This window comes from Thermobifida halotolerans (assembly GCF_003574835.2).
In the GTDB taxonomy this organism is placed as follows: domain Bacteria; phylum Actinomycetota; class Actinomycetes; order Streptosporangiales; family Streptosporangiaceae; genus Thermobifida; species Thermobifida halotolerans.
Genome location: NZ_CP063196.1, coordinates 1,460,138 through 1,486,131, shown reverse-complemented (window position 1 = coordinate 1,486,131; position 25,994 = coordinate 1,460,138). Strand labels below are relative to the sequence as shown.

The 25,994-nt window shown below is 71.2% G+C and carries 27 protein-coding genes and 1 CRISPR repeat array; of the genes, 12 read left to right on the top strand and 15 right to left on the bottom strand.

Features of this window, described 5'->3' with window-relative positions; genetic code table 11:
* Positions 1 to 49 precede the first annotated feature (49 nt).
* The gene (locus NI17_RS06575) at positions 50 to 583 is read right to left on the bottom strand and encodes a sugar O-acetyltransferase (RefSeq protein WP_068692860.1); all 534 of its coding nucleotides are present in this window, start codon (positions 581 to 583) and stop codon (positions 50 to 52) included.
* Positions 584 to 689: 106 nt separating this feature from the next.
* The gene (locus tag NI17_RS06570) at positions 690 to 1,340 is read right to left on the bottom strand and encodes a histidine phosphatase family protein (RefSeq protein WP_068692859.1); all 651 of its coding nucleotides are present in this window, start codon (positions 1,338 to 1,340) and stop codon (positions 690 to 692) included.
* 222 nt (positions 1,341 to 1,562) lie between these two features.
* Here NI17_RS06570 and NI17_RS06565 point away from each other — a divergent pair, with 222 nt between their 5' ends.
* The 5 genes from NI17_RS06565 to NI17_RS06550 all read left to right on the top strand — a co-directional run bounded on the left by NI17_RS06565 (position 1,563) and on the right by NI17_RS06550 (position 4,434).
* Complete coding sequence (locus tag NI17_RS06565) at positions 1,563 to 1,988, top strand: hypothetical protein (RefSeq protein ID WP_068692858.1); 426 nt, start codon at positions 1,563 to 1,565, stop codon at positions 1,986 to 1,988.
* 52 nt (positions 1,989 to 2,040) lie between these two features.
* Positions 2,041 to 2,166: a hypothetical protein gene (locus NI17_RS24385; RefSeq protein ID WP_279395515.1), complete on the top strand. Its 126-nt coding sequence runs from the start codon at positions 2,041 to 2,043 to the stop codon at positions 2,164 to 2,166.
* A gap of 126 nt (positions 2,167 to 2,292) precedes the next feature.
* Positions 2,293 to 2,688, top strand: a complete 396-nt coding sequence (locus NI17_RS06560; protein WP_068692857.1) for a DUF6153 family protein — start codon at positions 2,293 to 2,295, stop codon at positions 2,686 to 2,688.
* Positions 2,689 to 2,810: 122 nt separating this feature from the next.
* Positions 2,811 to 3,455, top strand: a complete 645-nt coding sequence (locus NI17_RS06555; protein ID WP_394326769.1) for a DUF305 domain-containing protein — start codon at positions 2,811 to 2,813, stop codon at positions 3,453 to 3,455.
* 85 nt (positions 3,456 to 3,540) lie between these two features.
* Positions 3,541 to 4,434 (top strand): F510_1955 family glycosylhydrolase, encoded by an 894-nt coding sequence (locus NI17_RS06550; protein WP_119267792.1) that lies wholly within the window; start codon positions 3,541 to 3,543, stop codon positions 4,432 to 4,434.
* A 229-nt stretch (positions 4,435 to 4,663) separates the two neighbouring features.
* Here NI17_RS06550 and NI17_RS06545 read toward each other — a convergent pair whose 3' ends face one another.
* On the bottom strand, positions 4,664 to 5,125 hold the full coding sequence (locus NI17_RS06545; protein ID WP_068692856.1) for a MarR family winged helix-turn-helix transcriptional regulator: 462 nt from the start codon (positions 5,123 to 5,125) through the stop codon (positions 4,664 to 4,666).
* An 81-nt stretch (positions 5,126 to 5,206) separates the two neighbouring features.
* On the opposite strand from NI17_RS06545, the gene NI17_RS06540 reads away from it, so the two are divergent.
* The gene (locus NI17_RS06540; protein ID WP_068692855.1) at positions 5,207 to 5,578 is read left to right on the top strand and encodes a VOC family protein; all 372 of its coding nucleotides are present in this window, start codon (positions 5,207 to 5,209) and stop codon (positions 5,576 to 5,578) included.
* 127 nt (positions 5,579 to 5,705) lie between these two features.
* Positions 5,706 to 6,344: direct repeats of the CRISPR family, unit length 29 nt; unit sequence CGGTCCATCCCCACGTGCGTGGGGCTCAC.
* Between the two features lie 39 nt (positions 6,345 to 6,383).
* Here NI17_RS06540 and cas2e read toward each other — a convergent pair.
* From cas2e to NI17_RS06490, 10 genes are all read right to left on the bottom strand, one after another.
* Positions 6,384 to 6,713, bottom strand: coding sequence for a type I-E CRISPR-associated endoribonuclease Cas2e (gene cas2e / locus NI17_RS06535; protein ID WP_068692854.1), 330 nt, complete (start codon positions 6,711 to 6,713; stop codon positions 6,384 to 6,386).
* Positions 6,713 to 7,717 (bottom strand): type I-E CRISPR-associated endonuclease Cas1e, encoded by a 1,005-nt coding sequence (cas1e, locus tag NI17_RS06530; RefSeq protein WP_068692853.1) that lies wholly within the window; start codon positions 7,715 to 7,717, stop codon positions 6,713 to 6,715. The genes cas2e and cas1e overlap by 1 nt, the downstream gene beginning before the upstream one ends.
* A gap of 1 nt (position 7,718) precedes the next feature.
* Complete coding sequence (gene cas6e, locus NI17_RS06525; RefSeq protein ID WP_068692852.1) at positions 7,719 to 8,405, bottom strand: type I-E CRISPR-associated protein Cas6/Cse3/CasE; 687 nt, start codon at positions 8,403 to 8,405, stop codon at positions 7,719 to 7,721.
* Positions 8,402 to 9,166 carry a type I-E CRISPR-associated protein Cas5/CasD gene (gene cas5e, locus NI17_RS06520; RefSeq protein ID WP_068692851.1) on the bottom strand — a complete coding sequence of 255 codons (765 nt, stop codon included), beginning with the start codon at positions 9,164 to 9,166 and terminating at the stop codon, positions 8,402 to 8,404. Before cas5e ends, cas6e begins: the two co-directional genes overlap by 4 nt.
* Positions 9,163 to 10,278: a type I-E CRISPR-associated protein Cas7/Cse4/CasC gene (cas7e, locus tag NI17_RS06515; protein ID WP_068692850.1), complete on the bottom strand. Its 1,116-nt coding sequence runs from the start codon at positions 10,276 to 10,278 to the stop codon at positions 9,163 to 9,165. The genes cas5e and cas7e overlap by 4 nt, the downstream gene beginning before the upstream one ends.
* The gene (gene casB / locus NI17_RS06510) at positions 10,275 to 10,991 is read right to left on the bottom strand and encodes a type I-E CRISPR-associated protein Cse2/CasB (RefSeq protein ID WP_068692849.1); all 717 of its coding nucleotides are present in this window, start codon (positions 10,989 to 10,991) and stop codon (positions 10,275 to 10,277) included. Before casB ends, cas7e begins: the two co-directional genes overlap by 4 nt.
* Positions 10,988 to 12,634 carry a type I-E CRISPR-associated protein Cse1/CasA gene (gene casA, locus NI17_RS06505; RefSeq protein ID WP_119267791.1) on the bottom strand — a complete coding sequence of 549 codons (1,647 nt, stop codon included), beginning with the start codon at positions 12,632 to 12,634 and terminating at the stop codon, positions 10,988 to 10,990. The genes casB and casA overlap by 4 nt, the downstream gene beginning before the upstream one ends.
* Positions 12,635 to 13,586: 952 nt before the next feature.
* Positions 13,587 to 13,772 carry a DUF397 domain-containing protein gene (locus NI17_RS06500; RefSeq protein WP_243597644.1) on the bottom strand — a complete coding sequence of 62 codons (186 nt, stop codon included), beginning with the start codon at positions 13,770 to 13,772 and terminating at the stop codon, positions 13,587 to 13,589.
* A 1,179-nt stretch (positions 13,773 to 14,951) separates the two neighbouring features.
* Positions 14,952 to 15,197, bottom strand: a complete 246-nt coding sequence (locus tag NI17_RS06495) for a DUF397 domain-containing protein (RefSeq protein WP_084012802.1) — start codon at positions 15,195 to 15,197, stop codon at positions 14,952 to 14,954.
* Positions 15,194 to 16,009 carry a helix-turn-helix domain-containing protein gene (locus NI17_RS06490; RefSeq protein WP_068693377.1) on the bottom strand — a complete coding sequence of 272 codons (816 nt, stop codon included), beginning with the start codon at positions 16,007 to 16,009 and terminating at the stop codon, positions 15,194 to 15,196. The genes NI17_RS06495 and NI17_RS06490 overlap by 4 nt, the downstream gene beginning before the upstream one ends.
* A 321-nt stretch (positions 16,010 to 16,330) precedes the next feature.
* On the opposite strand from NI17_RS06490, the gene NI17_RS06485 reads away from it, so the two are divergent.
* From NI17_RS06485 to NI17_RS06475, 3 genes are all read left to right on the top strand, one after another.
* Entirely contained in the window at positions 16,331 to 16,741 is a 411-nt protein-coding gene (locus NI17_RS06485) for an ATP-binding protein (protein ID WP_068693376.1), read from the top strand.
* Positions 16,742 to 16,842: 101 nt separating this feature from the next.
* Complete coding sequence (locus NI17_RS06480) at positions 16,843 to 17,349, top strand: helix-turn-helix domain-containing protein (RefSeq protein WP_170163071.1); 507 nt, start codon at positions 16,843 to 16,845, stop codon at positions 17,347 to 17,349.
* Positions 17,350 to 17,469: 120 nt separating this feature from the next.
* Positions 17,470 to 18,072 (top strand): hypothetical protein, encoded by a 603-nt coding sequence (locus NI17_RS06475; RefSeq protein ID WP_068693375.1) that lies wholly within the window; start codon positions 17,470 to 17,472, stop codon positions 18,070 to 18,072.
* Between the two features lie 61 nt (positions 18,073 to 18,133).
* Here NI17_RS06475 and NI17_RS06470 read toward each other — a convergent pair whose 3' ends face one another.
* Together NI17_RS06470 and NI17_RS06465 are read right to left on the bottom strand one after the other, a co-directional pair.
* Positions 18,134 to 20,926: a glycoside hydrolase family 3 protein gene (locus tag NI17_RS06470; RefSeq protein ID WP_068693373.1), complete on the bottom strand. Its 2,793-nt coding sequence runs from the start codon at positions 20,924 to 20,926 to the stop codon at positions 18,134 to 18,136.
* A 35-nt stretch (positions 20,927 to 20,961) separates the two neighbouring features.
* Positions 20,962 to 22,170 (bottom strand): ROK family protein, encoded by a 1,209-nt coding sequence (locus NI17_RS06465; RefSeq protein WP_234402102.1) that lies wholly within the window; start codon positions 22,168 to 22,170, stop codon positions 20,962 to 20,964.
* 209 nt (positions 22,171 to 22,379) lie between these two features.
* Here NI17_RS06465 and NI17_RS06460 point away from each other — a divergent pair, with 209 nt between their 5' ends.
* From NI17_RS06460 to NI17_RS06450, 3 genes are read left to right on the top strand one after another with little or no spacing between them, the layout of a single operon-like run.
* A complete protein-coding gene (locus NI17_RS06460; protein WP_068693367.1) occupies positions 22,380 to 24,053 on the top strand; it encodes an extracellular solute-binding protein in 1,674 nt (557 codons plus the stop codon).
* Positions 24,046 to 25,083: an ABC transporter permease gene (locus tag NI17_RS06455; RefSeq protein WP_369974902.1), complete on the top strand. Its 1,038-nt coding sequence runs from the start codon at positions 24,046 to 24,048 to the stop codon at positions 25,081 to 25,083. Before NI17_RS06460 ends, NI17_RS06455 begins: the two co-directional genes overlap by 8 nt.
* A complete protein-coding gene (locus NI17_RS06450) occupies positions 25,080 to 25,991 on the top strand; it encodes a carbohydrate ABC transporter permease (protein ID WP_068693366.1) in 912 nt (303 codons plus the stop codon). Before NI17_RS06455 ends, NI17_RS06450 begins: the two co-directional genes overlap by 4 nt.
* The last annotated feature ends 3 nt before the right edge of the window (positions 25,992 to 25,994 follow it).

The window sequence follows — 25,994 nt, the reverse complement described above, 5'->3', positions numbered from 1 at the left end:
CTGCGACCGCAGCGGCGCCCCGCCCGGCCGCAGGCCCCGTGGAGCACGCTCAGATCTCCCGGACGACGCGGGCCGGGTTGCCGACCGCCACCACGTTGGCCGGGAGGTCGCGGGTGACGACCGCCCCCGCGCCCACCACGGTGTTGTCGCCGATGGTCACACCCGGGCAGACGATGACGCCGCCGCCGAGCCAGACGTTGTCGCCGACGGTGATCGGCTCGGCCGCCTCCCACTTGGCCCGCCGCGGCTCGGGGTCGACCGGATGGGTGGGGGTGAGCAGTTGCACGTTGGGGCCGATCTGGACATCAGCGCCGACGCGGATCCCGCCCACGTCGAGCAGGACCGCGCCGAAGTTGACAAACGTGCGCGGCCCGATGCTGATGTTGTAGCCGTAGTCCACGTACAGCGGAGGCCGGATCTCCACGCCCTCACCGAGTTCGCCCAGCAGTTCGGCGAGGACCGCGCGCCGCCCCTCCGGATCCTCGGCCGGGGAGGCGTTGAACTTCTCCATCAGCTTGGCCGCGCGCAGGGCGTCGGCGGCCAACTCCGGGTCGTCGGCGAGGTACAGCTCACCGGCGAGCATGCGCTCCTTCTGAGTGGCCACGGCCTGCCCCCTGTTTGTCCGTTCTGGTGGTCCACCGGCGTCTCAGCCTACCGGCGCGCGGCCTGGCGGCGGCCGCACGCCGGTGTCACCGGTAGGTGAGGAGTGCCCGCCGCTCCCCGGTGAAGTGCGCGTGGTCGTTGAAGGACAGCAGGTGCGCTCCGGAGCCGCCCGCGGTGACGGTGGTGATCGCCGCGTTGACGGCGACCCGGTTGAGCGCCACGACCCCCTCCGCGGGCATCGACAGCAGCCCCGCGCACAGCGCCGCCAGCACCCCGCCCGAGGTCACCACGACCGCGTCGCGTCCCGGGCCGAGACCAGTCACCAGTTCGTCGAGCGCGGCGGCGGCGCCCGTGGAGAACCGGTGCCAACCGTCCTCGTCGCCGTCCTCGATCCACGCCCGCAGCGCGTGGTCGAGCAGCGGTTGCCAACCGCGGGAGTCCACCGGCTCCCGGTCCGGCGCGGGACCGTGGCGGGCGACGATGTCGACGTGGTCGTACTCGTTCCACCGGGGATCGGTCCGCGGCCGCCCGGGCAGCCCGGCGGCCCCCATCAGGGTCTCGGCGGTGTCGCGCTGCCGTCGCAGGGTGCCGCAGACCACGAGCGGGGAGCGGAGTCCGCGCCGGGCCAGTTCCGCGCCGACGACCTCCGCCTGGCGGCGGCCCAGGTCGGACAGCACGTCGTAGTGGCTGGTGCCGTAGGAGGCCTGGCCGTGGCGGACGAGATAGATGACCGGCATCGCCGTCTCCTCGGGGTTGGGGAGTCCCGGTGGCGGGCCCCGGAGGGTGCGGCCACCGGCCGGCCCGGTTGCCGACCCTACTCCGGCGCCGGTCGCGGCGGTCCACCGACCGCACCGCACGCGCCCCGACGCCCGGGGCTTCGCGGTCGGGAGAACGGTGAGCGGGCGGACCGCGCCGCGCGGTAGTGTGCACCGCGGACACGGCGAGGAGACAACGACGGCATGACCGAGCCCCACCGCCCCGAGCGGTCCGACACCTTCTCGGAGAAGCTTCCCGGTCTTCTCGTGCTGCTTCCGCTCGCGCTGCTCGTCGCCCTTCCCGGGGTCCTCCTCCTGCGGTCGGCTCCCCTCTGGTACTGCGTCTGGGCGCTCATGGGCGTCCTGCTGTTCCTCGCCCTGGACGAACGCGGGAAGCTCCCCCGACTCGGCGGGCGCTCCTCCGAGCCGGGCACCGGGGGCGTGCGGGGCGCGGTCGGCCGGGCACTGGACTCCTGCTCCGGTGTCCGGACGGGCCTGGGGGCGGCCGTGCTCCCCGTCCTGATGAAGGTCCTCGCCGAATCCGCGCGCCCCCTGGCCATGGGGGTGCTCCTGCTCGTCATCCTCCTGCCGCTCCGCCCGCACGGGCGGAGGGCCTCCGGCGGGGACTGACTGCGGCGGGCACCGGGAGGTGGGATCCCTCGGGACGGCTCACTCCCGGCGGATGGCCGGTGTCAGACTCCGCCGCCTCGACGGCGTCGACATCGCCCTGTTCGGCGACTGGCTCGGGCAGGCCCTGGCCCCGGAGGTCGGGGAGCGCGGCCCCGCGGACGCGGGCCGCGCCGGGTGACCCCGCGCCGTACCGGCGGCCGCCTGCCCCGCCGGTACGGCGCCGCGCCCGCCCTCGACCGAGACGTACGCGACATCCTCCCCGACCGGGAGGCGTCCCACCCGGGACCGCCCGTATCCTGTTCCCGTGAGCACCACGGCACGCGAGCGCGTCTCCCACCCGGGACTGACCTGGGCGCGCCTGCTGCTGTTGGTCGCCCTGCTGTTCGGGGTCGGCGCCATGCACACCCTCGGACACCACGACGGCTCCGACCACGGGGCCGCTTCCCCGGCCGTGGCGGCGGTCGCGCACTCCGCGCCGTCCGCGCACCAGGCCCCCGACCTGCCCGGCACCGATCCGACGTCGATGTGCCTGGCCGTCAACGGGGCCGTGGTGGCGCTGCTGTCCCTGGCCTCGGTGGCGTTCCTGGCCTGGCCCGGCGTTCTCGCGCCGCCCCCGTCCTGGCTGCACCGGCTGGCGCTGCGCTTCGCCCCGCCGCCGCAACCTCCCTCTCTGGCGCGTCTTCAGGTGTTACGGGTCTAGAGGCCCCTCCCGGGCGGCACGGCGTCCGCACGCCGCCACGCCCGGTACCGACCCGTTCACCTTTCGCCGCCCCGGCGTCCCGTCGCCGTGGCGGACGCCCGCCTGAGAAGGACAGATCACCCATGACCATGACCATGACCACCCGTGTCCGCGCGTCCCTGTTGGCCCCGGCCGCCGTCGCCGCGGCCCTGCTGCTGTCCGCCTGCACCACCGGCCAGGAGACGGACGCCGCTGCGGTCCCGCAGACCTCCGAACAGGCCACCGAAGCCGAGTTCAACAGCGCCGACGTGATGTTCGCGCAGATGATGATCCCGCACCACCGGCAGGCCGTGGAGATGGCGCGGCTGGCCGAGGACCGCGCCGGTGCGGACGTCAAAGAGCTGGCCGCGCGGATCGAGGCCGCCCAGGACCCCGAGATCGAGCAGATGAACGCCCTGCTGGAGTCCTGGGGCCAGCAGAGCGTGAACGGCATGGACGACATGCCGCACATGGACCACGGCATGCCCGGCATGATGACCGACGAGCAGATGGCCGAGTTGGAGAACCTGGAGGGCGACGCCTTCGACACGATGTTCCTGGAGATGATGGTCGCCCACCACGAGGGCGCGGTCGAGATGGCCGAACAGGAACTCGCCGACGGTGTCAACCCCGAGGCCCGACAACTCGCCCAGGCGATCACCGACGCCCAGGAGGCCGAGATCGAGCAGATGAACGCCCTGCTCGGCGACGGCTCCGCCAGGAGCGGCACGGGCCACGGCGGTCACTGACCGTCGGCCGCGGGCGCCGGATGCTCCGGCGCCCGCGGCCCCTCCCGGCACAGATCCCACCCAACGGCGAGAGCTGCGAGAAGACATGAAGTACACGGCACAGAAACTCCGGACACCGGTGGGACTCGCGGGGCTGGCCGCGGCCGTCGCCCTGTCGAGCGGCTGCACCACCGCGGACTCCGGCGCCGCCCCCTCCCAGACCCCCGGCTCCCCGGCGGCGGGAGTCCCGCTGCCCGCGGAGGCCGCCCACGTCCACGGCGTGGACGTCGACCCCGCCACCGGCGACGTCCTGGTGGCCACCCATTCCGGCCTGGTGCGCGTCTCGGCTCCGGACAGCACGGCGGACGGCGGGGCGTCGGTGGAGCGGGTCGGTCCCGCGATCGACCTGATGGGCTTCGCCGTCGCCGAGCCCGGACGGCTCGTGGCCAGCGGACACCCCGGCCCCGGCGTGGACCTGCCCGACCCGGTCGGCCTGGTCGAGTCCCGTGACGGCGGCCAGAGCTGGGAACCGCTGTCCCGCGCGGGCGAGTCGGACTTCCACGCCCTGGCCGCCACCCCGGACCGCGTGATCGGTTTCGACGGTCGGCTGCGCGCCACCGAGGACGGCGTCACGTGGACGGAACTCGACAGCGCGGTCGAACCGTTCTCCCTGGCCGTATCCGACGACGGCGCCACCGTCGTGGCCACGACCCCCCGGGGACCGATGCGCTCGGACGACGGCGGGGAGAGCTTCGCTCCCGTGGCGGACTCCCCGCCGCTGCTCCTCGTCGACTGGGCGCCGGGCACGGACTCCGTCTACGGGGTGAGCGCCGACGGGCGGATCCACCGCAGCGACGACGGCGGAACCACCTGGACCGCGACCGGGGAGGTCGGCGGGGAACCGCAGGCGCTGCACGCCGACGCCGACCAGCTCGTCGTCGCCGCCGACCACCACGTGACCCGCTCCACCGACGGAGGAGCCACCTTCGGAGCCTGGTGACCCGTGCCCGCCGCCCGGAAGCAGGAGCGGCTGACGTCCCACCGGTCCCGGTCCCCATGTGCGTGGGAAACCGGGCGACCGGGTCCCCGGAGGGTGGGGCCCCTGAGCCGCCCCCGGGTTCTCGTGGTCCCGGGCACCCGGTGCCCGGGACCACGACGGACCGACTCGCAGGTCCGCAGGGGCCGCGGGCCCCACCCCGAAACGCGGTCGACCGCGGTGGGCCAGCGGGTCAGCCGCCGAGGGCTTCGGCCATGCGGTCGAGGTCGGCGAGGAGTGCGGCCAGACGCCGCCGCGGGATCGCGTCGACCATGTGCCGTTCGATGGCGTAGACGGCGGACCGGGCTGCGTCGAGACGGCTGCGGCCCTCTGCGGTGAGGTGCGCGGGAAGGGCGCGGCCGTGGTCGGTGGTGGCGGGCCGGGAGATCAGGCCCGCGTCCTGGAGGCCGCGGAGGACGACGTTCATGGACTGCCGTGTGACGAACGCGCCGCGGGCGAGTTCGGCGTTGGACAGTCCGGGGTGCTGGTCGAGGAGTTCGAGGCACGCGTACTGCGGCACCGTCAGGCCGTGCTCGCGCAGTGCCCTGTCCATGGCGCCGCGCAGCGCCGCGGCGGAGCGCTTGAGTCGGTACCCCACGTGCTCGGTGATGTCCTGAGCGGGGTGGGGCGGGTCCACGGGCTTCCGGTCTTCCATGTCAGGATTTTGACATAGGAAGTCGCCGCGAGTACAGTCCACATGTCAAAGTCCTGACATCAACAGGTCAAGGAGAGAACCATGACGGCCACCGTCGACGGCCCTGACTTCGTCGCGCTCCAGGTGCGCGATGTCGAAGCAGCGGCCGCCTTCTGCGAACAGCACCTCGGACTGCGGAGGGCGCCCGCCTCGCCTCCCGACGCGGTGGTGTTCGCCACCGAGCCGATCCCGTTCGCCGTCCGCGAACCGCTGCCCGGAGTGGACCTCGACGGCGCCGCGCGGCCCGGCCTCGGGGTGGCCCTGTGGTTCCGCACCACGGACGCCCAGGAACTGCACGACCGACTCGCCACCGCCGGGGTGCCCATCATCAGCCCGCCGCGGGACAGTCCCTTCGGTCGCACGTTCACCTTCACCGGCCCCGAGGGCTACGCCATCACGGCACACGGAGGCTGACCGCGACCCCCACCAACGTTGACGACCCCGGCCGCATTCACCGTCCCGCCAGCCCTGACCGTCTTCAACGGCCCAACAGACCCGCCGACTCGTACCCGGCTCCGGGTCGCCCCGCATTCCTGTAGTCCGGTCCATCCCCACGTGCGTGGGGCTCACGGTGATGTCCTCATACGGGCGGGCGTGTGGCGCGGTCCATCCCCACGTGCGTGGGGCTCACGTCCTTGCGGGGTCCCCACGTCCAGCCGTCCGCGGTCCATCCCCACGTGCGTGGGGCTCACCGGCGCACTGCTGAGGCTGCGGCGAAGGACATCGGTCCATCCCCACGTGCGTGGGGCTCACGTGACCGCGACCCGTATGGTGGCGTTCCATCCTGGTCCATCCCCACGCACGTGGGGCTCACCAAGCGGTTCAAGCGCCTCAAGCTCGCCAAAGCGGTCCATCCCCACGTGCGTGGGGCTCACGCGGTGTCGCGGTCGGGGGTGTCGGTGGTGGGCGGTCCATCCCCACGTGCGTGGGGCTCACGTTCCGGCGATGTCGCTCATCTTGCCGCGCACCGGTCCATCCCCACGTGCGTGGGGCTCACCTGGTCGCCAGCGGTAAGGGCGCCACCTACATCGGTCCATCCCCACGTGCGTGGGGCTCACTTCGTCACCGTCAACGTCAGCACCAGCACGGACGGTCCATCCCCACGTGCGTGGGGCTCACTAGGCGCCGACCCCGGGGCCGGTGCGGGCGGTCGGTCCATCCCCACGTGCGTGGGGCTCACAGTTGATGACCTGCGTTTTTGTGGGACGTTATCTCCGCGTTACCACCCCTCCGGGATCAGTGGCATCTGCTGTTCCGGCTCCTCCAGAGCTGACAGTCGGACCAGTTGGAGTCCGTCGAAATCGATGGTTGTCCGGCGGCGTTCCCCCGCCGTGCGCATGCTGAAGCCCTGCTCGTTGTCGTCAGGATGGACGCACACGGCGGCTCCGTCGCCGACCGACGCGCTCACCGCCGACCACAGCTCGTCCCGGACACGGGCGCTCATCGTGCCCACGTACACGCCCGCGACCGGTTCGAGCATCCACCGGGACAGCGCGCCCCGCACGTGGTCGGGAACGGCTGTCGTCGCGATCACCACGAGCCTGGCCATCAGGACTCCTCGCCGTCCGCGGCGCGGTCCGCGTAGTTCACGCCCCCGGCGACGGCTCCGGCCACCGGATCCCACAGGTCGACGACCCGCCACGGACCCCCCGACCCCGTCGGCTCCTCCTCGGCGCCGGCCTCCTCCGGGGAGTCCGGCGCGAGCAGGCTCTGCACGTCCCGGACGATCTGCGGGATCAGGCGGTAGAGCCTCAGGTCCCGGCGGAGCCGGGAGCGTGCCTCACCTTCCGGGTTCCGCGCCCTGCTCAGGGAGAAGGCGAGCGGAATGGTGGTCTTCGCCTTGTAGAGGTCGGCGACGTCGTAGACGAAGGAATCCTGCTTGCCGGAGTGGACGAACCCGAGTGCGGGATGGCAGCCCAGGTGGGCGAGCACCGAGTGCACCACCCCGTACAGGGCCGCGTTGCCCGCCGACAGCGCCTTGTTGACGGGGTCCTGGCCGTCCCAGTCGTGCGGGTCGTAGTTGCGTTTGAACGGCTTCACCCGGTTCTTGGCCGCCAGGCTCCGGTAGAGGGCCTTCATGCGGGCCCCCTCGAACTGCCGCAGCCTTTCGACCGGCGTCCCCGGAGGCGGCTCCTCTCCGAACCGCATCTCGTACATCCGGGTGGCGATCTCCAGGCGCCGCTCGTCGTCGGAGTAGGCGCGGGCCTGCCGGTCGATCCACTTCGTGGTCCGGTTGGGCGCGGGAAAGCTCCCGTAGTTGAGGATGCCTCCCGCGCCGCAGTTCACGACCGTGGTGTTGTGCCGCATGAAGGTGGCCGAGGCCGGACTGGTGATCGAGGTGCCCGGCCCCAGCAGGACGCACGCCAGCGACGCCGTGGGGATGGGGACGCGGTGCACGCCCCCGGCGTCGGTCTCGATCTCCGCGCACACGCCGGTGTCGGTCTGCACCACCCGGCAGATGTCGACGGACAGGAAGGACAGCCCGTCCGACACGCGCGGCAGCATCGCCAGGGTGGGACGGGCCAGTGCCTTGCGGGCGTTGTCGGCGCCCATCTCACTCCTCGACCAGGGCGAGGCTGAGCAGTCCGCAGCCGTACGACTTGCCGCGTCCGATGCCGTTGAGCACGGCCGCGCGCACCGCGTCGACGTCGGTGACGACCGCACTGCCCTCGAACCGGACGGCCGGGTGCCGGATCCTGCGGCTGCGGTGGGCGGTGCCGGGGTCGCGGGCGTCGTCGAGCGCGTGCGCGTAGGCGCTGCGCAACTCCAGTCCGTTGGCGGCGGCGCGGATGTGCCACCACTCGTCGGCCTCCGCACCGCGCAGCGGCCGGGTGTACTCCTTCGGCTTCGGGGGCGCCTCCTTCAGGCCGAGCCGCCGCGTGTTCTGCTCGGACCTGCCGAGCCGTTTGGTGGGACTGGCCACGATCCGGTAGCGGACGTGGCCGCCCTTCTCCAGCCGGGCCAGGAACGGGTCGAGGTCACGCGCCTGGACGTCGTGGTATCCGGGGCCGAGCCGGTCGAGCCGCAGCGGGGAGCGGCTCTGTACCAGCAGGTGCAGTCCCGCCCGGGTCTCCTCGACCCGGAACAGCAGGCCCGACCGCTGGCTGGGGTTGGCGACCCGCTCCTCGCCGAGGTCGGCGGAGAGCCGGATCAGTTTGCGGTGCAGGTTCCCGGCCGTGCGGAGGTCGGTCCGCGCCTGGCTGTGGCGCAGGTCGGGAACGATCTTGGTCAGCCACGTCATGCCGCCTCCCCGGCGTGCTGTTCGACGTACTCGAAAAGTCTCTTCCGGTAGTCCCTCTCGGACTCGGCCACCAGGGCCGCGGGGACCTCGGTGGGCACCACGCCGATCTGCCGCAGGGCGTAGCGGCGGCCGTGGCTGTCGAAGGACAGGGGAACGTCGCTGAGCACGGCTGTACCGTGCGCGGCGGTGTACTCGCCGCGCTCGCGGACCAGATCCACGACCACGGTCTGCGCGTCCTCCTCCAACCTCCGGTGGGGCAGCGGCACCGTTTGCACCAGTTCCCGCACCGGGTCGGCGGCGCGGCGGCGCAGCACCAGCAGCGGATCGGGCACGAACGCGCGCCGCCCCAGGTAGGGCTGCCAGTGCGGCGCGGCCAGCGCGTCGGCGACCTCGCCCGCGCCGGGACCGGCGACGGCGACGGTGAACACGGCGTCGGCCAGGTAGGAGCGGCGGGTGACGATGGTCGTCTGCCCTGCGGGGCGCCGCTTGCCCTCGGCGGTGGGCACGGTGCGCTCCCGGGGCAGGCCGCCGCCGACCGTGTGGAAGTCGCTGAGCCGCACCCCGGCCCGGTCGACGCGGACGGTGAGCTCCAACTCCGCGTAGCGGTCCAGGGACTCGCCCCGGCGCACGCCCTGGGCGGCGGCGAACATGCCGACCAGGCCGGACCGGCTCGGGTAGGGCAGGGTGTCGCGTTCCCCGAAGGCGCTGTGCTCGCCCCAGCTCTGCATGGGCCCGGCCAGCCGCATCAGGAAACCGCTCACGCCCGCCCCCCGTCGAAGGCCGCCGCGGCCATCGCCTCGATGAGCGCCGGGTAGGAGTCGTGCCGCCCGCCCAGCGCGGCGAAGTCCTTCTCCTCCACCGCCGCGTAGCCGCGCACCGCGTCGTCGGGCCACAGCCCGCGGAGCCGACCGGCGTAGTCGTCCAGCTCCCGGCAGGCGCGGGCGGTGTAGCCGTCGGCGCCGTACAGCGCGGTCTCGAACGCGGGCGCGAACGAGACGGGCCGGTCGGAGCGCACGGCGACGTGCACGAGGTCGGGCAGGGTCATGGCGGCGGTCGCGTTCTGCTTGCCCGACGGCACGGTGGCCAGGAAGGCGCGCAGGAACTCGGAGACGGCGGTGCGGGCCGCCTCGGCGTCGCCGGTGTTCTCCAGAAGCCGGGCGAGGTTGACGTTGGCGTAGCGGTAGAACGTTCCGGCGCTGAACTGTCCGGCGTTCATGTGGCCGCTGCCGCGGTCGTTGTCCTTGGGCACGTCGTCCACGGCGGTGAAGAAGTCGACCTCCACGGCGGTGCCGTGCACGGTGAACGCGTGCGCGAACTGCACCGCGCCGTCCACCTCGGTGGAGGGCAGTTCGGCGAGCATGCGGCCGAACAGGTTGACCGAGACGTTGCGGCTCCTGAGCACCTCGGCGATGCGGTCGGCGGGCAGTACGCCCTTGGGGGTCTTCTTGGCCGCCTCCTTGGCGACGGCGTCGCGGTGCTCCTCGGCGATGGCGGCCAGTGCGTCGATCGCGGGCACCGGCAGGTAGAACAGGACGGAGGTGGCGGGCGGCTCGCCCTCCTTCTCCTTCTCCAGTTTGATGCCGCTCTTGCCGACCGACAGCACGACCTGGCGGGCTCCGGCCTCGGCGAGGTCGGCCTCCCAGCCGCGCTCCCGGAGCCGTTCGGCGATCTCGCTGATGATGCGGCGGGTGCGGACCGCCCGGTCGCCGAGGCGGGCCTCCACCTCGTGGCGGACCGCGCGCTTCCAGCTCTGGCTGGACACGCGGGTGCGCTCCCTGCCGCCGTAGACGACCGTTTTGGGGGAGCCCAGGTCGTCGCGGTTGACGTTGGAGTAGGGCAGGGTCTGGATGGCGTGGACGTCCAGGTAGCTCATGCGGCTTCGGTCTCCTCGGTGGCGGTGTCGTTCTTGGCCCGGGCCGCTTCGCGGCGCAGGGTCTCCAGGGTGCGGTGGTAGCTCTGCACCCACTCCTTGGCGACCCGACGGGGGCTGTGGCCCCAGCGGGCCAGGTCGCGGGTGAGGACGCCCCAGTCGATATCGACGGCGTCGCCGCGCAGGTGCAGCACCAGGCGGGGCAGGTGGCGGTGGACCCCGTCGAGGTTCTGGCGGGCCAGCAGGTGCAGGCGCTGCTCGGTGGTGTCGGCGTTGAGTCCCTTGGCGAAGGCGGCCTCGGCGAGGGAGACCCCCAGGTTGGGGCGCCTCTGCGGTTTCTCGGCCGCGCTGTCGCCGCTGCCCTCCTCAGCGGAGGGCGTCTCGGCGGAGACTTCTCCGTCCCGCCGTTCCTCCTGCGCTTGTGCTCCCTGGTCCCGGGCGCTTCTGGGCTGTGCGGCCATGATCGCGGCCACCGCGTAGAAGGCGCGCTCCACGGCCGGAGCCTCCCACTCGGCCACGGGGCCGCGGCGGCCCTCCTCACTGCCCTCGGGGACGTAGGGCGCGACGATGCGGTGCGCGGCCAGCATGCGCGGATCATCCGGCGCCAGCCCCACGCCGCGCCGCAGCGCGGCCCGTGCCGCCGGGTCCTCGACGACGAGCTTGCTCACCCGTTGCACCAGAGCGTCAGCCTGGTGGAGTACGTACTTGCTGTTCACGCGGCTCCCTTCTCCTGTCTCGGGATCCAGTGGTCGAACAGGGCGCTGCGGTGCCGCTCCACGACCTCGGCCACGCGCGGGCGTTCGCAGTAGGGCCCGGTCACCTCGTCGTAGGCGGCCAGCGCCACCAGGTTGAAGGCGTTGCCCGGCCCGGCGGCGCCGGGTGAGTAGCCGCGGGCGGGCCGGTCGTGGGCGATGTCCCAGAAGACTGGTTCGGCCGCCGACCAGTAGCGGCTCATGCCGTGCCGGACCCACGGTCCGACACCGGTCTCGGTCTTGGCGCTACCGCCGGGACCACCAGAACCGGGACTGTTGCTTTCCTTCCACGCCTCCTTGAACGCCTTCTCCAAGCGGTAACCGAGCGCTTCGGCGGCCTTGCGGGCCAGCCCGATGCGGCGCACGGCGCGGGCGTTCTCGACGTCGTCGGTCTCGCTGTCCGCCAGCCAGCGCAGCACGGCGGGGGTGGTGGCGGTGAACCACTGCCTGTCGCGGGTCTGGCCGTCCTGGTCGAAACCGAAGGCGCGCAGCCGCAGCGCGTCCCGCGTCTCCTGGGGGACCTGCGACGTGGGCGTGCAGTCGTCCAGGATGCGGGGCCGGTGGTTGCCGTCCTCGCCGTGGCGCAGCAGGGAGTCGAGGTCGCGCCACACCGCGCGCTCGGCCTGGGTGGGACGCGGGTAGACCCGCCCCTCCTTGCTGGTCTGGTGGATGCAGTAGGGGTCCAGCGGCGGGTTGGCGCCGCGTTCCCGCCACGCCCAGGTCACCCAGGCGTCCACCACCTGGGAACCGTCGGGTGAGGGCTGGAGCAGGACGGCGTGCCGGGACTGGTTGACCAGGGTTCCGGCCAGTCCGGTGGGCTCCTCGGGGATGCCGAGCGGATCGTTGAGGTCGGGCCGCTCCCACGGGGCCGGGTCGACCTCACCGGTGCCGGGGTAGGGGATGTTGAGGACCAGGCTCTCGAACAGGGTGCGGCCCAGCGGGTGGTAGGAGACGGTGCCGCGCAGCGGACCGGAGGTGACGTTCGCCTCGCTGCGTCCGCACACCTTGCGGGCGGTGCAGCGGCCCGACGGCCCGTAACCGAGGGTGGCCAGCAGGTGCCAGGCGGCCTCGGCCGGGTCGAGCGGCCTCGGGTCGAGGTCGTGGTGGTGGCCGCCGAGCCACACCTGGTTCTGTCCGGCGGTGCGCCCCCACGCCAACTTGTTGACGCCCGAACTCTTCGGGCACTCCTCGCGCAGGCGCGGGTCCTGCGACCAGGGACGCTCCGGGTGGAACAGGTCGAACCGGCCGGAGTGCTCGGCGAAGTACGCGTCGACCGCTTCGGCGTCGAGTCGGCCCTCGCCGAGGAGCCGGCCGCGGCGGGCCTCCCACCGCAGCCGCGGCTGCTTGCCGGAGGTCTGGTCGAGCCCGGTGATCCGGGCGGTGACCAGCGCGAGCACCCGCCACAGCACCGCCGAGGCGGGAGGCAGCGGAACCTCCACATCGGCGAGTTCGTGAGAGCGGACGAGGACGTCGCGCAGCCCCAGCATCTCGGGAGCGGCCCGGGCACCGCGGCCGCGCGCGACGAGCCAGGGCTCGGTGGTCAGTTCGAATGACGGTGGTGAAGGAATGGCTCCTCCAGCGGGGAAAACGGACCGGTCGGCGGGCATGGCCGACCGGAGGCGATCAGATGGGCGGCACGTCAGCCGCCCGCGGTGACAAGAATGGCACCGCAGGCGGCGGATGGTGCGGGAAAGCGAGAAAGTCCCATCAATTGGGTACGCGCCGGACTTTCCACGCAGCCCTTCTCCAAGACAGGACCGTGCGTCAAGTGCCGGATGATCCATCCGGTAGTCTGCTCCCAAGCAGGTGCTGCCTGGTCAGCCAGAGAGCCCCACACACGTGGGGATGGGCACAGCCAGGCGAAGCTGGCTGTGCCCAGGGCACCTCATCTGAGGATGAGGGAGATGAGATTGGTCGCCACAACCAGGAACATGCCCCCCAAGAGCAGGAAGCCACAGGTCAGTACTGCTTCGAGAGTGAGCGAGACCCGCAGCATAGCGAGCACCTCCAAAGGTAGATAGGAAAAGTTATGCGAGATTAGCCAGTTTCGCGGGGCTCACAGTATCACAGACCTCTTAACCCTTCGCGTAACAGGAAAAACGGACGGTCTCGACCAGAGGGTCGAGACCGTCCGTTTTTGGGGATGCTCTATTTAGGCGAGGAATCATCCTTCTTGTTCATGTTTCTCTGTCCGTGGACAGCTGAACCGTGTCTGTACAGGTCCCCTGAGGGCTTCATTGTTCGGGACCCGCGAGGCGGATGGCCCACTGCTGAGCTTTGGCAGCGGAGATTTTCATGAGACGTTGGGTTCATGGAGGCCGCGCGCCGATCCCGGGTCGAGGCATTCCGGTCCGGCCCCCACAGTGGGGCACCACCGGCTGCCGGTGACCGGTCGAGGCGCCCCGGCGCCGGGTCCGCCCGCTGCCAACCCGAGGGAGCCCGCCCCGGACGCCCAGGCGGACTACCTCGCACCCACCCCCGGTCAGCGCCGACTGCCCCGCGCTCGCGGACAGCAGAGAGCCCGCCGAGCCGCGGCTCGGCGGGCTCTCTGCTGTCCTGCTAGAGCCGGTTGTCCTTGAGGTCAGCGAGGAACACGACCCACTCGGCCGGAGCGAAACCCAGGTGGCCCAGGTCGCGGTGTTGGGTGTCGCGGACCAAGACCGCACTGGGGGTCTCGGCGACCTCGACACAGTTGGACTCCCCAACCGAGTAGGACGACTTGCGCCATCCCTTGGTTTTGATCACTTCAGTTCTCCTTTGAGCTTCTGCCGAGGCGGGAGGCAGCGGAACCTCCACATCGGCGAGTTCGTGAGAGCGGACGAGGACGTCGCGCAGCCCCAGCATCTCGGGAGCGGCCCGGGCACCGCGGCCGCGCGCGACGAGCCAGGGCTCGGTGGTCAGCTCGAATGACGGTGGTGAAGGAATGGCTCCTCCAGCAGGAAAAACAAGGAAGCCGACAGGCACGGTCGGCTGAGTCGGATAAGATGAGCGGTACGGTAGCCGCCTGCGGTGACAAGAATGGCACCGCAGGCGGCGAATGGTGCGGGAGAGCGAGAAAATCCCATCAATTGGGTACGCGCCGGACTTCCCGCGAAGCTCTTCCCCAAGGCAGGACCGTGCGTGGAGTGCCGGATGATCCATCCGGTAGTCTGCTCCCAAGCAGGTGCTGCCTGGTCAGCCAGAGAGCCCCACGCACGTGGGGATGTACCGGTAGACAGGAACAGGTAGGCGAGCCTGTGTCGTGAGCCCCACGCACGTGGGGATGGGCACAGCCAGGCGAAGCTGGCTGTGCCCAGGGCACCTCATCTGAGGATGAGGGAGATGAGATTGGTCGCCACAACCAGGAACATGCCCCCCAAGAGCAGGAAGCCACAGGTCAGTACTGCTTCGAGAGTGAGCGAGACCCGCAGCATAGCGAGCACCTCCAAAGGTAGATAGGAAAAGTTATGCGAGATTAGCCAGTTTCGCGGGGCTCACAGTATCACAGACCTCTTAACCCTTCGCGTAACAGGAAAAACGGACGGTCTCGACCAGAGGGTCGAGACCGTCCGTTTTTGGGGATGCTCTATTTAGGCGAGGAATCATCCTTCTTGTTCATGTTTCTCCGTCTGTGGGTAGCTGGACCCTGTCTGTACAGGTCCCCTGAGGGCTTCCCTGTTCGGGACCCGCGAGGCGGATGGCCCACTGCTGAGCTTTGGCAGCGGAGATTTTCATGAGACGTTGGGTTCATGGAGGCCGCGCGCCGATCCCGGGTCGAGGTATTCCGGTCCGGCCCGCGACGGTCCCTATCCGCTGCCAACCCGGGGCGGCCCGCCCCGGACGCCCAGGCGGAATACCTCACGCCCCCGGTCAGCGCCGACCAATCCGTGCTTGCGGACAGACAAGAGCGCCTGGCCGCGGCTCGGCGGACGCTCTGCTGTCCTGCTAGAGCCGGTTGTCCTTGAGGTCAGCGAGGAACGCGACCCACTCGGCCGGAGCGAAACCCAGGTGGCCCAGGTCGCGGTGCTGGGTGTCGCGGACCAAGACCGCACTGGGGGTCTCGGCGACCTCGACGCAGTTGCCTCCCGTGTCACTGCTGTAACTGGACTTGCGCCAGGAGACAGCCACCTCGACGCAGGCCCCCGCGTTACCGCTGTAGCTGGACTTGTGCCAGTCAAGCCTCTCAGTCATGAGAGTTCTCCTATCACTTCATGAAGGGTCTTGAGGGACTCGCGCCGGGACAGAGCCTCTGCCTGTAGCGCGCCGAAGACAAGGTTGCACCGTTGGACATCTTCAGGAGTATCGATGATGGCTTCCCCCAGCATGTGCTCCGCGTAGGCCATCGAAGGACGGTCAGGGAAGGCCATGATGCGGAATGGTCCTGAGAGTCCAGGGTGAGGTATCCAGGCATCCTGTGGGATCACCTGGAACCTGATGAGCTCGTCCTCGACTGCGCTCGCTACACGACGCAACTGTTCCCGCATAATCTCAGGTGTCCCGATCCGACGGCGAAGGGCGTTCTCGTCCACGACAAACCACATCAGTGGCCCATCGGGCTTTGTGACCACTTCGTGACGCTTTATCCGGGTTTCTACGAGTCGGTCCACTTCGTCTCTACTGGCCCAAGGCAGGCCTTCACGAATGACTGACCTCGCATAGCCCTCCACCTGAAGCAGCCCAGGAATGAGGACCGTCTGGTACTCCCGGATCTCTGTCGCCGACTGTTCGAGGACGAGGATGTTGGCGAACCAGTCAGGGATCTCTTCTTTGTTGGTGAGGTTGATCCATAGCCGCGTGAACGAGCCCCCTGTGTCGTGGAGGGCGTCCAGCGCTTCCGCGAAGTCCTTTTTGGGGATGCGTGTTCCGCGCTCAATAGCACTGAACATGGAGGGGGAAATGTTGGCGCTCTTGGCCAGCTGAGCCTGCGACAGCCCAGCTAGCTGCCGGAAGCGTCGAACCTCGGAGCCGAACCTGATCCATACCGGGTGCGGTTTCTCCACCATGTTCTACAGTTCAACACAAGCCAACCGGGTTGGCCACCAGTTCCGACCAAAAAGTTCAGACACGTGGAACCTCTAGCAGGGCCTTCTGTGTGGTGGGACCGTAATTACGGGTCCGCGATTCCATAGTGCGCGCGGCCCCTGAAGCCACAACACAATCGGCCCCAACCCGGTGGTAGCGCACTGGGTTGAGGCCTTAGCCCCCAACCTGGAGAAAGCAGGTCGAGGACTCATGCCCCAGGCTACTGCCCGCCCCACTCCCCCGCCCCGGCGCGCTTCCCGGGTGCGCCCCTACGTGCTGTGCTCCGTGCGGGGGGTGTTCCGGTGACCGTCGCGTTCACGTCCTTTCCCGGCACTCCCGACAGTGTGGCCGCCGCGCGCCGGTTCGTGGTCGGCGCGGTCCGGTTGTGCCCGCGTTCCACCGCTCCGGACGAGGTGGTGGAGCGGGCCGAGCTGATCACCTCGGAACTGGCCACCAACGCGATCCGGCACACCCGCTCCGGGGACCCCGGCGGGTTCTTCAAGGTGCGGGTACACGTGGACACGCGCGGTGTGCGGACCGAGGTGCGCACCCTGCACCCGCGCCTGTGGCAGTCCGCGCCCCGGGTGCTCAAACCCGAAGACCCGTTCCGCGAGCACGGGCGCGGCCTGCTCCTCGTCGACCAGCTCGCCACCGAGTGGGGCACGCTCTCGCCGTGGGAGGAGGGCGTCTACTTCCACCTCACCTGGCCCTGACACCGATGATCCTGGCACCAGGGGCCGAAAACCGCACGGAATCGGCCCCTGGTGTCGGTCTCGGCGACCTTGCCCGCATCCGACCCCGGAAACCCAGGACCATGTCCCAGCCACCCCTGACCACGCGCGCCGCGATCGAGGCCGCCATCACCGCCCGCGAACTCGACCCCGACCACTCCGTCCTGCCGAAGGAGTTCTGGACCCACCCCGCCGTCGCCCAGGCGGTGGCCCGCCTCGACGTCACCGCCCTCATCCGCCAGGCCCGCACCCTCACCCCCATCACCCAGGAACAACTCGCCCGCCTCACCGGACTCACCCAGCCCACGATCTCGCGCATCGAGTCCGGCCGCACCCAACCGCGCGACCTGGCGCGGGTACGCGCCCTCCTCGCTTCCCTGGGCGCCCCCGAGCCCGCCCAACACAGCGGGCCCCATCCGCTGTCCGGCTACACCGTGCGCGCCGTCATCGCCACCGACCCCGACGGCCGCACCGTCGTCCTGCACGCCCCCACCCAGACCGTCGCCGACGCCCTGGCCCCCGCCGAACAACCCGTAGCCACACCACTGCCCCCACCCCCCACCCACCCCGAATGGCCCCCACCCCGGTGATGTCACCGGGGCGGGACGCCCTGGGAAATCCATACACAAACCGGTGATTGCCTTGGTTCTCCTCGGCTAGGGGGCCGCTCGAAGTCGACACCCTGCTTCTCGCCTTTGGAGGCGCTCGTGATGCAGATGCAGATGATGCAGATGGCCCAGCGCAACACCGTGGTGCGTTCGCTGCACGACCTGGGCCTGGCCGCGTGGTTCGGCGGGTCCCTGATGGGGGCGGTCGGCCTGAACAAGGCCGCCGACCAGGAGTCCAAGGGACTCAACGAGTCCATCCGCCTCTCGGGCGCGGGATGGGACAAGTGGGCGCCGCTCAACCTCGTCGCGATCGGCGCGCACCTGGTCGGCGGCGCCGGACTGCTGGGAGCCAACCGGGAGCGGGTCATGCACCAGAAGGGCGTGGGCGCCTCGACCATCGCCAAGACCGCGGTGACCGCCGCGGCGCTGGGGGTCACCGCCTACTCCCGTGTCCTGGGACGGCGCGCCGAGCAGGCCGCCACCGCTCCCGAGCCGATCGAGAGCTCCTCCTCGCACGCCCCCGAGACGCTGGAGGACACCTCGCGCAAACTGCGGATGGTGCAGTGGGCGGTGCCCGCCCTGACCGGCGCCGTGCTGGTGCTCAACGCCCTGCACGGCGAGCAGCAGAAGGCCACCCAGGAGAAGATGGGCTTCATGCGGGCGATGAGCTCCCGCCTCGGCATGAACATGGGGACCGCGTCGTAGTCTCTCGGTCGCGGCTCTTCGGCGGGTGGCGGCGCGGGACCGGGCCGCCACCCGCCGCCACTCAGACGAAGTCGATCCAGGCCAGGGCCGTACCGGCCTCCTCGAACACCACGTAGAGGTCGCGCCGTCCCGACAGCCCGGTCACGGGGACGCGGACCTCGGCGAAGTCGAAGGGGTCGGCGGCCGCGCCGACCGCGGCGGTGGCGGCCACCGGACCGCTGAGCGGGTCGTCCAGCCGCAGGGTCAGCGTCGCGGGGCGCTCGGCGTTGACCGACAGCACCACCCGGGCGGCCTCCGGGGCGGCGGAGAAGTCCACGTCCCACAGCGCCACCCACGCCGCGGGCTCGGTGGAGCGCACCGCGTCACCGTCCTCCCTCGTCTCGGCGCACAGCACCACCCCGTGGTACTCGTCGTTGTCGGCGGCCCGGGTGCGCGCCATCGCACGCGGCCCGATGGTCTCGCCCGGAACCTCCAGCGGCGCGGCCACCCGCAGGTCCTTGGCGGAGCGGCCCAGGTGCACGGTGCGGGGCGCGTCCTCCACGACGAACCGCGAGCGGGTGACGTCCCAGACCGCCAGCGCGGCGACGGGGAACTCCACGCGGACCCGCTCGGCCGCGCCCGGCTCCAGCGCCACCCGCGCGAACCCCTGGAGTCTGCGCAGCGGCTGCTTGACGCGGGAGGCGCGCTGGTGGGTGTAGCACTGCACGACCTCCTCACCGAGGCGGTTCCCGGTGTTGGTGACGGTCACCTCCACCACGACCCGGTCGCCCGCCACGCGCACCTCGGGGTCGGCGTAGTCGAAGGTGGTGTAGCTGAGCCCGTGCCCGAAGGGGTACAGCGGGGAGCCCAGGTAGTACAGGTAGGTGGCGTCGTTGGCGACGATGTCGTAGTCGAACAGGTCGGGCAGTTCGGCGGCGGAGCGGTACCAGGTCTGGGTGAGGCGTCCGGCGGGGTCGGCGTCGCCGAAGAGCACCTCGGCCAGCGCCCGCCCGTACTCCTGGCCGCCGTGCGCCGACCACAGGACCGCGGGGACGTGCTCGTCGGCCCAGACCGTCCCGAACGGGTAGCCGCTGCTGAGCACCAGGACGGTGGCGGGGTTGGCGGCGCGCACCGCGCGCAGCACCTCCTCCTGGGCGGCGGGCAGGTCCAGGTCGGTGCGGTCCTCGGTCTCGCGGCCGTTGACCAGGGGGTGGTCCCCGGCGACCACGACCGCGACCTCGGCGGTGGCGGCGGCCGCGGCGGCCTCGGCGGCTCCCGAGCGCAGCACGTCCACGGTGAAGACGGCCGCGCCGTCGGCGTCGGGGGTCAGCGCCACCGTGCCGCCCCCGCCGACGGCGACGTAGCGGCCGGTGGCGATGTGCTGGAGCACGCCGGTGCCGCCGGGGTCGGGCTGCCAGCGGAAGGTCTGGCGCACCTCCCAGCCGTTGGGGCCGGGCTGGTCGTTGGTGAGGTGGCCGTCCTCGGTCTCGGAGACGTAGCGGCCGTTGACGACCGAGCGCAGCGCCCACGCCCCGCCCCAGTCGAACAGGTCGAAGGCCGCGGACTCGGCGACCGGTCCGAACCCGGGGGCGGGGGTCAGCGTCAGCGGCGCGCCGTCGGCGCCCGCGGTCAGGTACCCCTCGGTGGTGCGCAGCGCGATGCGGTCCACGCCCTCGCAGAACACCGTCTCAGTGCGTTCGGCCAGCCCGGCGCGGGCGGTGACCGCGTACGGCAGGGTGCCGCTGTACCAGTCCTCCATGAGGGTGTCGGCGAGCTGGCCGATGACGGCGACGCGGCGCGGGTCGCGCAGCGGCAGGATGCCGTCGTTCTTGAGCAGCACCAGGGAGCGGCGGGCGGCGGTGCGCGCCAGCGCCTGGTGGGCGGGGCAGTTGACGACCGCGGGGTCGGCCCTGCGGGACGGTTCGGGGTCGAACTCGCCGAGGCGGACGCGCACCGACAGGATGTGGGAGACGGCCGCGTCCAGGTCGGCCTCGTCGAGCAGGCCGCGCGCCAGCGCGTCGCGGACGTGGCCGAGGGTGGCCTCGGCGCGGTCGTCGTCCTGGGTGAAGCTGTCCACTCCGGCGCGGATGGCGTGGGCGTAGGCGGCGGCGTGGTCGTCGTGGTAGTGCTGCGGGTCGACGAGGTTGCCGGGGGCCATGGCGTCGCTGACCACCATCAGCGCGTCGGGGGCGGCGGGGCGCAGCGCGCGGTCGATGAGCGGGCTGAGGTGGGCGGGGCGGCCGTTGACCAGGTTGTAGGACGGCATGACGGCGACCGCGGAGCCGTCGCGCAGCGCGGGCAGGAACGCGGGCAGTTCGTACTCGTGCAGCACGCGCGGCGGCAGGTGGCTGGAGCTGGTGCAGCGGTCGGTCTCGTTGTTGTAGGCCAGGAAGTGCTTGAGGGTGGGGGCGGTGTCGAGCCGGCCCGGGCGGTCCCCTGCCAGGCCTCGCGCGTACGCGGTGGCCATGAGACCGGTGAGCCAGGGGTCCTCGGAGTAGCCCTCCTCGTTGCGGCCCCAGCGGGGGTCGCGCAGCGGGTTGGCGACCGGCGCCCAGACGTTGCGGCCCACCGCCGCGGGGTCCTTGGCGTGGAAGGCCAGCACCTCGGCGGCGGTGGCCGCGCCCACCCGCCGCACCAGTTCGGGGTCCCAGGTGCTGGCCAGTCCGATCGCCTGCGGGAACACGGTGGCCGGGCCCTGCCAGGCCAGTCCGTGCAGCGCCTCGGTGCCGGTGCGGAACGGGCCGACGCCCAGGCGGGGCACGGGGCGCTGGTACTGGTGCAGCAGCCCGATCTTCTCCTCGGTGGTGAGTCTGGCCACAAGGTCGCGGACCCGCTCGCGGGGGCTCAGGGAGGGGTCGCGGAAGGGTTCGGTCACGGTGTGTCCCAATCTGTTCGTGGGGAGGGGACAGGTCAGCGGGGGGCGCGTGCGGCCACGGCGAGGTCGCGGGTGGCGGACGGGGTGCCGTCGGGGAAGCGGCCCTCCTCGACGGCGTCCAGGACGCGCGCGGCGGCGCCCAGCGCGGGGGCGTCCAGACCGAGGGAGGAGGCCACGGCGATGGGCTCCTCGACCGGCACGGCGCGCGTGTCGAGGACGCCGTTGACCACCGGGAGCAGCCAGGGGGCGAGTTCGGCGTAGTAGCCGCCGAGGACGACCCGGGTGGGGTCGAGCAGGCTGACCAGGGTGAGCACGCCCGCGGCCAGGTCGTGGGCGGCCTCGTCCAGGCGGGCGAGGGTGGCGGTGTCGCCCGCGCGGGCGCGGGAGACGACCTCGTCGATGCGCAGTTCCACCTCGGCCAGTGACAGGTGCTCGTCGTCGCGGGTCTGGGAGGGCAGGACGCGGCGGACGATCGCGGGCACCGACGCCACCGACGCCAGGTGCGCCGATCCGCCGGGCGCGGGGACCGGGATGTGCCCGGCCTCGCCGCTGTAGCCGGAGTGGCCGCGGCGCAGCGCCCCGTCGACGAACAGGCCCGCGCCCAGGCTGGTGCCGCCGGTGAGGTAGACGAGGTCGCGGGTGCCCGCGTGTTCGCCGAAGCGGTGTTCGGCCAGGACCGCGTAGTTGGCGTCGTTGCCGATCTCCACGGGGAAGCCGGGGCCGCGCAGCGCGTCCACCAGTTCGGCGGCGAAGTCGACGTCGCGCCAGTTCAGGGCGGGGACGAGGCGGGCCCGGCCGTCGGGGTCGACCAGGCCGGGCAGGGCCACCCCCAGGCCGAGGACCTGGCGTCCGTCGTGTTCGATGCGGGTGACGACCCGGCGGATGAGTGCGGTGACCGCGGTGACGGCGCGCGCGGGTGAGACGGTGCCGCCGGGGAAGGCGCGCCGCCACGACAGCACCGGGCGGCCCGCCAGGTCGACGACCACGGCGGTGAGGTAGTCGGCGTTGACCTCGATGCCGATGGCGGCGCACGAGGCGCCGTCGAGGGTGAGCATGATGGCGGGGCGGCCCACGCGGTTGCCGGTGGTGCCGGTCTCGCGCAGTAGTCGGCGTCTCAGCAGCTCGGAGACGAGGCTGGAGACGGTGGTCTTGTTCAGTCCGGTGGCCGCGGCGATGTCGGCCCGCGAACAGGGGCCCTGTTCGCGGACGCAGCGCAGCACCAAAGCCAGGTTGGTGGCGCGCACATCGGCCACCTCCGCCTTGTTGGGGTCTCTTGTCCTGCCGATCACCGCGTGTCCCGTCCCCGTTTCGGAGTGCTGCGGTTGAGTCTTGTGGTCCGCATCACTCGCGAGTAATTTGTTTGTCTACAACCCGAACTAATTCTATCGCGGTCGCCCTCCAGACTCCAGAGAGTGACCGCATCGCAAGGGTCTCCCTCTCGCGAAGGACCACCATGAGACACCCCCACCTCTCCCACGCCCGGACGGCGAGCCGCCGCCGCTTCCTCGGCCTCACCGGCGCCACCGCCGCGGCCCTGGCCGGCGGCGGACTGCTGTCCGCCTGCGCCCCCGACGGCCCCCGTCCCGGAAGCGACGGATCAGCGGCCAACCTCGACAAACTGGACGCGCTCGTCCCCGACTACATCCCGTTCCAGGCGGTCGAACCCGACATCCCCGGCCAGCACGGCGCTCCGCCCGGGTTCACCTCCTACCCCGAGCGGCTGGTGCGGGCGGTGGAGGGCACCCCCGGCAGCGGCGGCAGCTACAAGGCGATGGCCCCGCTGTGGGGGCCGATCCCCCCGGGCCTGGGCGAGAACTCCTTCTACGACTTCGTCAACAGCGCGCTGGGCGCCACGATCGACTTCCAGTTCCAGGACGGCAACACCATCATCGACAAGATGAACGCGGTGATCGCCGCCGGCGACGTCGTCGACATCACGATGATCCCCGACTGGGCCATCGGCCTCATCCCCGACTTCGCCGAGGCCGCCCCGCAGCTTTTCGAGGACCTCACCCCCTACCTGGCCGGATCGGCCGTGCAGCCCTACCCGATGCTGGCCAGTCTGCCCACCAACGCCTGGAAGTGGAGCGTGTTCGGCGACCGGCTGCACGGCGTGCCCTGGCCCACCGACCCGCTGTCGGAGTGGATCTTCTACCGCAGGGACCTGTTCGACGAGCACGGCTGGCAGCTTCCCACCACCGCCGACGAACTGTTCGCCCTCGGCGAGGAGATCAACGACCCCCGCAACAACCGCTGGGCGTTCGGCGACTTCTACCGGGTGGCCCGCCAGATCTTCCGCGTCCCCCGCGAGTGGCGCCACGAAAACGGCGAACTCGTCCACCGCTACGAGACCCCCGAGTTCGAGGAGGCCGTGGCGTTCATGCGCCGCGTCTACGACGCCGAACTCGTCCACCCCGACATCGCCGCGGGGTCGGGCGCCAACTCCAAGGAGCTGTTCAACAGCGGCAGGATCGTCGTCAACCAGGACGGCTTCGGCGCCTGGACCGAGGCCTACCAGGCGATCCTGCCGCAGAACCCCGACTTCCGCATGGACCTGGTCCCCGCCTTCGCCCACGACGGCGGCACCCCGTCCCTGCACGGCAACGACCCCTCCAACCAGAGCGTGTTCATCAAGAAGGGCCTGGGCGAGGAGAAGGTCACCGAGATCCTGGCGGTCCTCAACTACTGCGCCGCCCCCTTCGGCACCGTCGAGTACATGACCTACCGCTACGGCGAGGAGGGCACGCACTACGAACCCAACGACAACGGCGCCCCCGAGCTGACCGAACTCGGCCAGAAGGAGGTCTCCAACGGCTACCTGTTCATCAGCGGCCGCAACAACGCCGTCGCCGAGAGCGAGTACCCCGACTACGTGGAGTCCTTCACCACCTGGTTCAACGACGCCGCGCAGTACACCGAGGACAACCCCTTCGAGGGCATCCGCATCCAGCGGCCCTCCTCCTACGCCAGCGCCGAGCAGCCCACCGAGGACCGCATCCTCGACATCCTGCGCGGCCGCCGCGAGGTGAGCGAGCTGGGCGACGTCATCGACCAGTGGCGCCGCGACGGCGGCGACGCGGCACGCGACTTCTACGGCGAGGTGCTCGCCGAGTACGGCCGTGCTTGACCGCAGGTCCCGGCCCCGTCCCGACGGCCGCGCGCTGGAGACCCCCTCCCCCGGGGAGGCGGGACCCCGCTCCCCCGCGCGCACCCGCCGGGACGGCCGGGAGACCGGACCGCGGAAGAAGCCGCTGCGCGCCCGCCTGCGCCAGGACTGGCAACTGCTGCTGATGACCGTGCCCGCGCTGGGCCTGCTCACGGTCTTCCACTACATCCCGACCCTGGGCAACGTCATCGCCTTCCAGGACTACTCCCCCTACCGGGGGATCTGGGAGAGCCCGTTCGTCGGCTTCGACAACTTCTACTGGCTGCTGACCGACCCCGCCTTCTGGGACGCCACCCTCAACACGCTCACCATCACCGCGTTCCAGCTGGTGTTCTACTTCCCCGTCCCCATCGCGCTGGCGATCCTGCTGGACAGCGTGCTCTCCCCGCGGATCCGCATGTTCCTGCAGACCGTGGTCTACATGCCGCACTTCTTCTCCTGGGTGCTGGTCATCACCCTGTTCCAGCAGATCATCGGCGGCGCGGGACTCATCTCGCAGATGTTGCGCCAGCACGGCTACGACGGGTTGGACATCATGACCAACCCCGACACCTTCCTGCTGCTGGTCACCGCCGAGGTGGTGTGGAAGGACGCGGGCTGGGGGATGATCGTCTTCCTCGCCGCGCTGGCCGCGGTCAACCAGAACCTGTACGAGGCCGCGGCCGTGGACGGGGCGAGCCGGTGGCGCCGGATGTGGCACATCACCCTGCCGGGACTGCGCCCGGTCATCGTCCTGCTGCTGATCCTGCGCCTGGGCGACGCCCTCAACGTGGGCTTCGAGCAGTTCTTCCTGCAGCGCGACGCCGTGGGCCAGGAGGCCGCCGAGGTGCTGGACACCTTCATCTACTGGCAGACCCTCGCGGTGGGCGAGTGGAGCTACGGCGCGGCGGCGGGCCTGGTCAAGGGCGTGGTCGGCCTGGTGCTGATCCTGGTGGCCAACAAGGTCGCCCACCTGATGGGCGAGAACGGAATCTACCGGCGGACATCATGACGACACTGACACGGCAGCGCCCGGTCTGGGCCGAGACCCCCTCCCCGCCCGAGCGCGCCGCCAAGGCGGCGGTGCTGGCCGCGATCGCGCTGGCGGTGCTGTTCCCGATCTACGTGGTGGTGCTGACCAGCGTCTCCCCCGCCTCGGCGATCAACGACGCGGGCGGCCTGGTGGTGGTCCCCCGAGGGTTCTCCCTGGCCGCCTACTCCGAACTGTTCGCGGGCGGCGTGGTCACCCGCGCCGTCGCGGTGAGCGTGGGCGTCACCGCGACGGGCACCGCGATCAGCCTGACCGCCACCACCCTGGCCGCCTACGGGCTGTCGCGGCCGGGATCGCTGCTGCACCGGCCCCTGCTGTTCCTGGTGCTGATGACCTTCCTGTTCGGTCCCGGCATGATCCCCAGCTACCTGATGGTCAGCTCGCTGGGGCTGATCGACAGCTACTGGGCGCTGGTCCTGCCCACCGCGATCAACGCGTTCAACCTGGTGGTGATGCGCGCGTTCTTCATGAACATCCCCGGCGAGATCTCCGACAGCGCCCGGGTGGACGGCGCCAGCGACTGGGTGATCCTCACCCGGCTGGTGCTGCCCATGTCCCGGGGCGTGGTCGCGGTGGTGGGGCTGTTCTACGCGGTCGGCTACTGGAACGCCTTCTTCAACGCGATCCTCTACATCAACGACAACGCCAAGTGGCCGCTGCAACTGGTGCTGCGCCAGTACGTGCAGCAGGGGCAGAACATCAGCGTCGGCGCGCTGGCCGACGCCTCCCAGTCGGCCAGCACCCTGCCGCCGAGTCTGGCCCTGCAGATGGCGATCGTGGTGATCGCGCTGGTGCCGGTGCTGGCCCTGTACCCGTTCGTGCAGCGCCACTTCACCAAGGGAGTGATCATCGGTGCGGTGAAGGGCTGAGGG

What these genes read in the sequence shown, in the direction of transcription:
- cas6e (WP_068692852.1), bottom strand. Translation starts at nt 8,405, where the DNA reads ATGACGTGGCTGACCAAGATCGTTCCCGACCTGCGCCACAGCCAGGCG.
- NI17_RS06570 (WP_068692859.1), bottom strand. Translation starts at nt 1,340, where the DNA reads ATGCCGGTCATCTATCTCGTCCGCCACGGCCAGGCCTCCTACGGCACC.
- NI17_RS06495 (WP_084012802.1), bottom strand. Translation starts at nt 15,197, where the DNA reads ATGACTGAGAGGCTTGACTGGCACAAGTCCAGCTACAGCGGTAACGCG.
- cas2e (WP_068692854.1), bottom strand. Translation starts at nt 6,713, where the DNA reads ATGGCCAGGCTCGTGGTGATCGCGACGACAGCCGTTCCCGACCACGTG.
- cas1e (WP_068692853.1), bottom strand. Translation starts at nt 7,717, where the DNA reads ATGGGCGCCGACAACGCCCGCAAGGCACTGGCCCGTCCCACCCTGGCG.
- NI17_RS06555 (WP_394326769.1), top strand. Translation starts at nt 2,811, where the DNA reads ATGACCATGACCATGACCACCCGTGTCCGCGCGTCCCTGTTGGCCCCG.
- NI17_RS06480 (WP_170163071.1), top strand. Translation starts at nt 16,843, where the DNA reads ATGTCCCAGCCACCCCTGACCACGCGCGCCGCGATCGAGGCCGCCATC.
- NI17_RS06490 (WP_068693377.1), bottom strand. Translation starts at nt 16,009, where the DNA reads ATGGTGGAGAAACCGCACCCGGTATGGATCAGGTTCGGCTCCGAGGTT.
- NI17_RS06545 (WP_068692856.1), bottom strand. Translation starts at nt 5,125, where the DNA reads ATGGAAGACCGGAAGCCCGTGGACCCGCCCCACCCCGCTCAGGACATC.
- NI17_RS24385 (WP_279395515.1), top strand. Translation starts at nt 2,041, where the DNA reads ATGGCCGGTGTCAGACTCCGCCGCCTCGACGGCGTCGACATCGCCCTG.
- NI17_RS06460 (WP_068693367.1), top strand. Translation starts at nt 22,380, where the DNA reads ATGAGACACCCCCACCTCTCCCACGCCCGGACGGCGAGCCGCCGCCGC.
- NI17_RS06575 (WP_068692860.1), bottom strand. Translation starts at nt 583, where the DNA reads ATGCTCGCCGGTGAGCTGTACCTCGCCGACGACCCGGAGTTGGCCGCC.
- NI17_RS06540 (WP_068692855.1), top strand. Translation starts at nt 5,207, where the DNA reads ATGACGGCCACCGTCGACGGCCCTGACTTCGTCGCGCTCCAGGTGCGC.
- NI17_RS06565 (WP_068692858.1), top strand. Translation starts at nt 1,563, where the DNA reads ATGACCGAGCCCCACCGCCCCGAGCGGTCCGACACCTTCTCGGAGAAG.
- NI17_RS06450 (WP_068693366.1), top strand. Translation starts at nt 25,080, where the DNA reads ATGACGACACTGACACGGCAGCGCCCGGTCTGGGCCGAGACCCCCTCC.
- casA (WP_119267791.1), bottom strand. Translation starts at nt 12,634, where the DNA reads ATGCCCGCCGACCGGTCCGTTTTCCCCGCTGGAGGAGCCATTCCTTCA.
- NI17_RS06550 (WP_119267792.1), top strand. Translation starts at nt 3,541, where the DNA reads ATGAAGTACACGGCACAGAAACTCCGGACACCGGTGGGACTCGCGGGG.
- NI17_RS06475 (WP_068693375.1), top strand. Translation starts at nt 17,470, where the DNA reads ATGCAGATGCAGATGATGCAGATGGCCCAGCGCAACACCGTGGTGCGT.
- cas7e (WP_068692850.1), bottom strand. Translation starts at nt 10,278, where the DNA reads ATGAGCTACCTGGACGTCCACGCCATCCAGACCCTGCCCTACTCCAAC.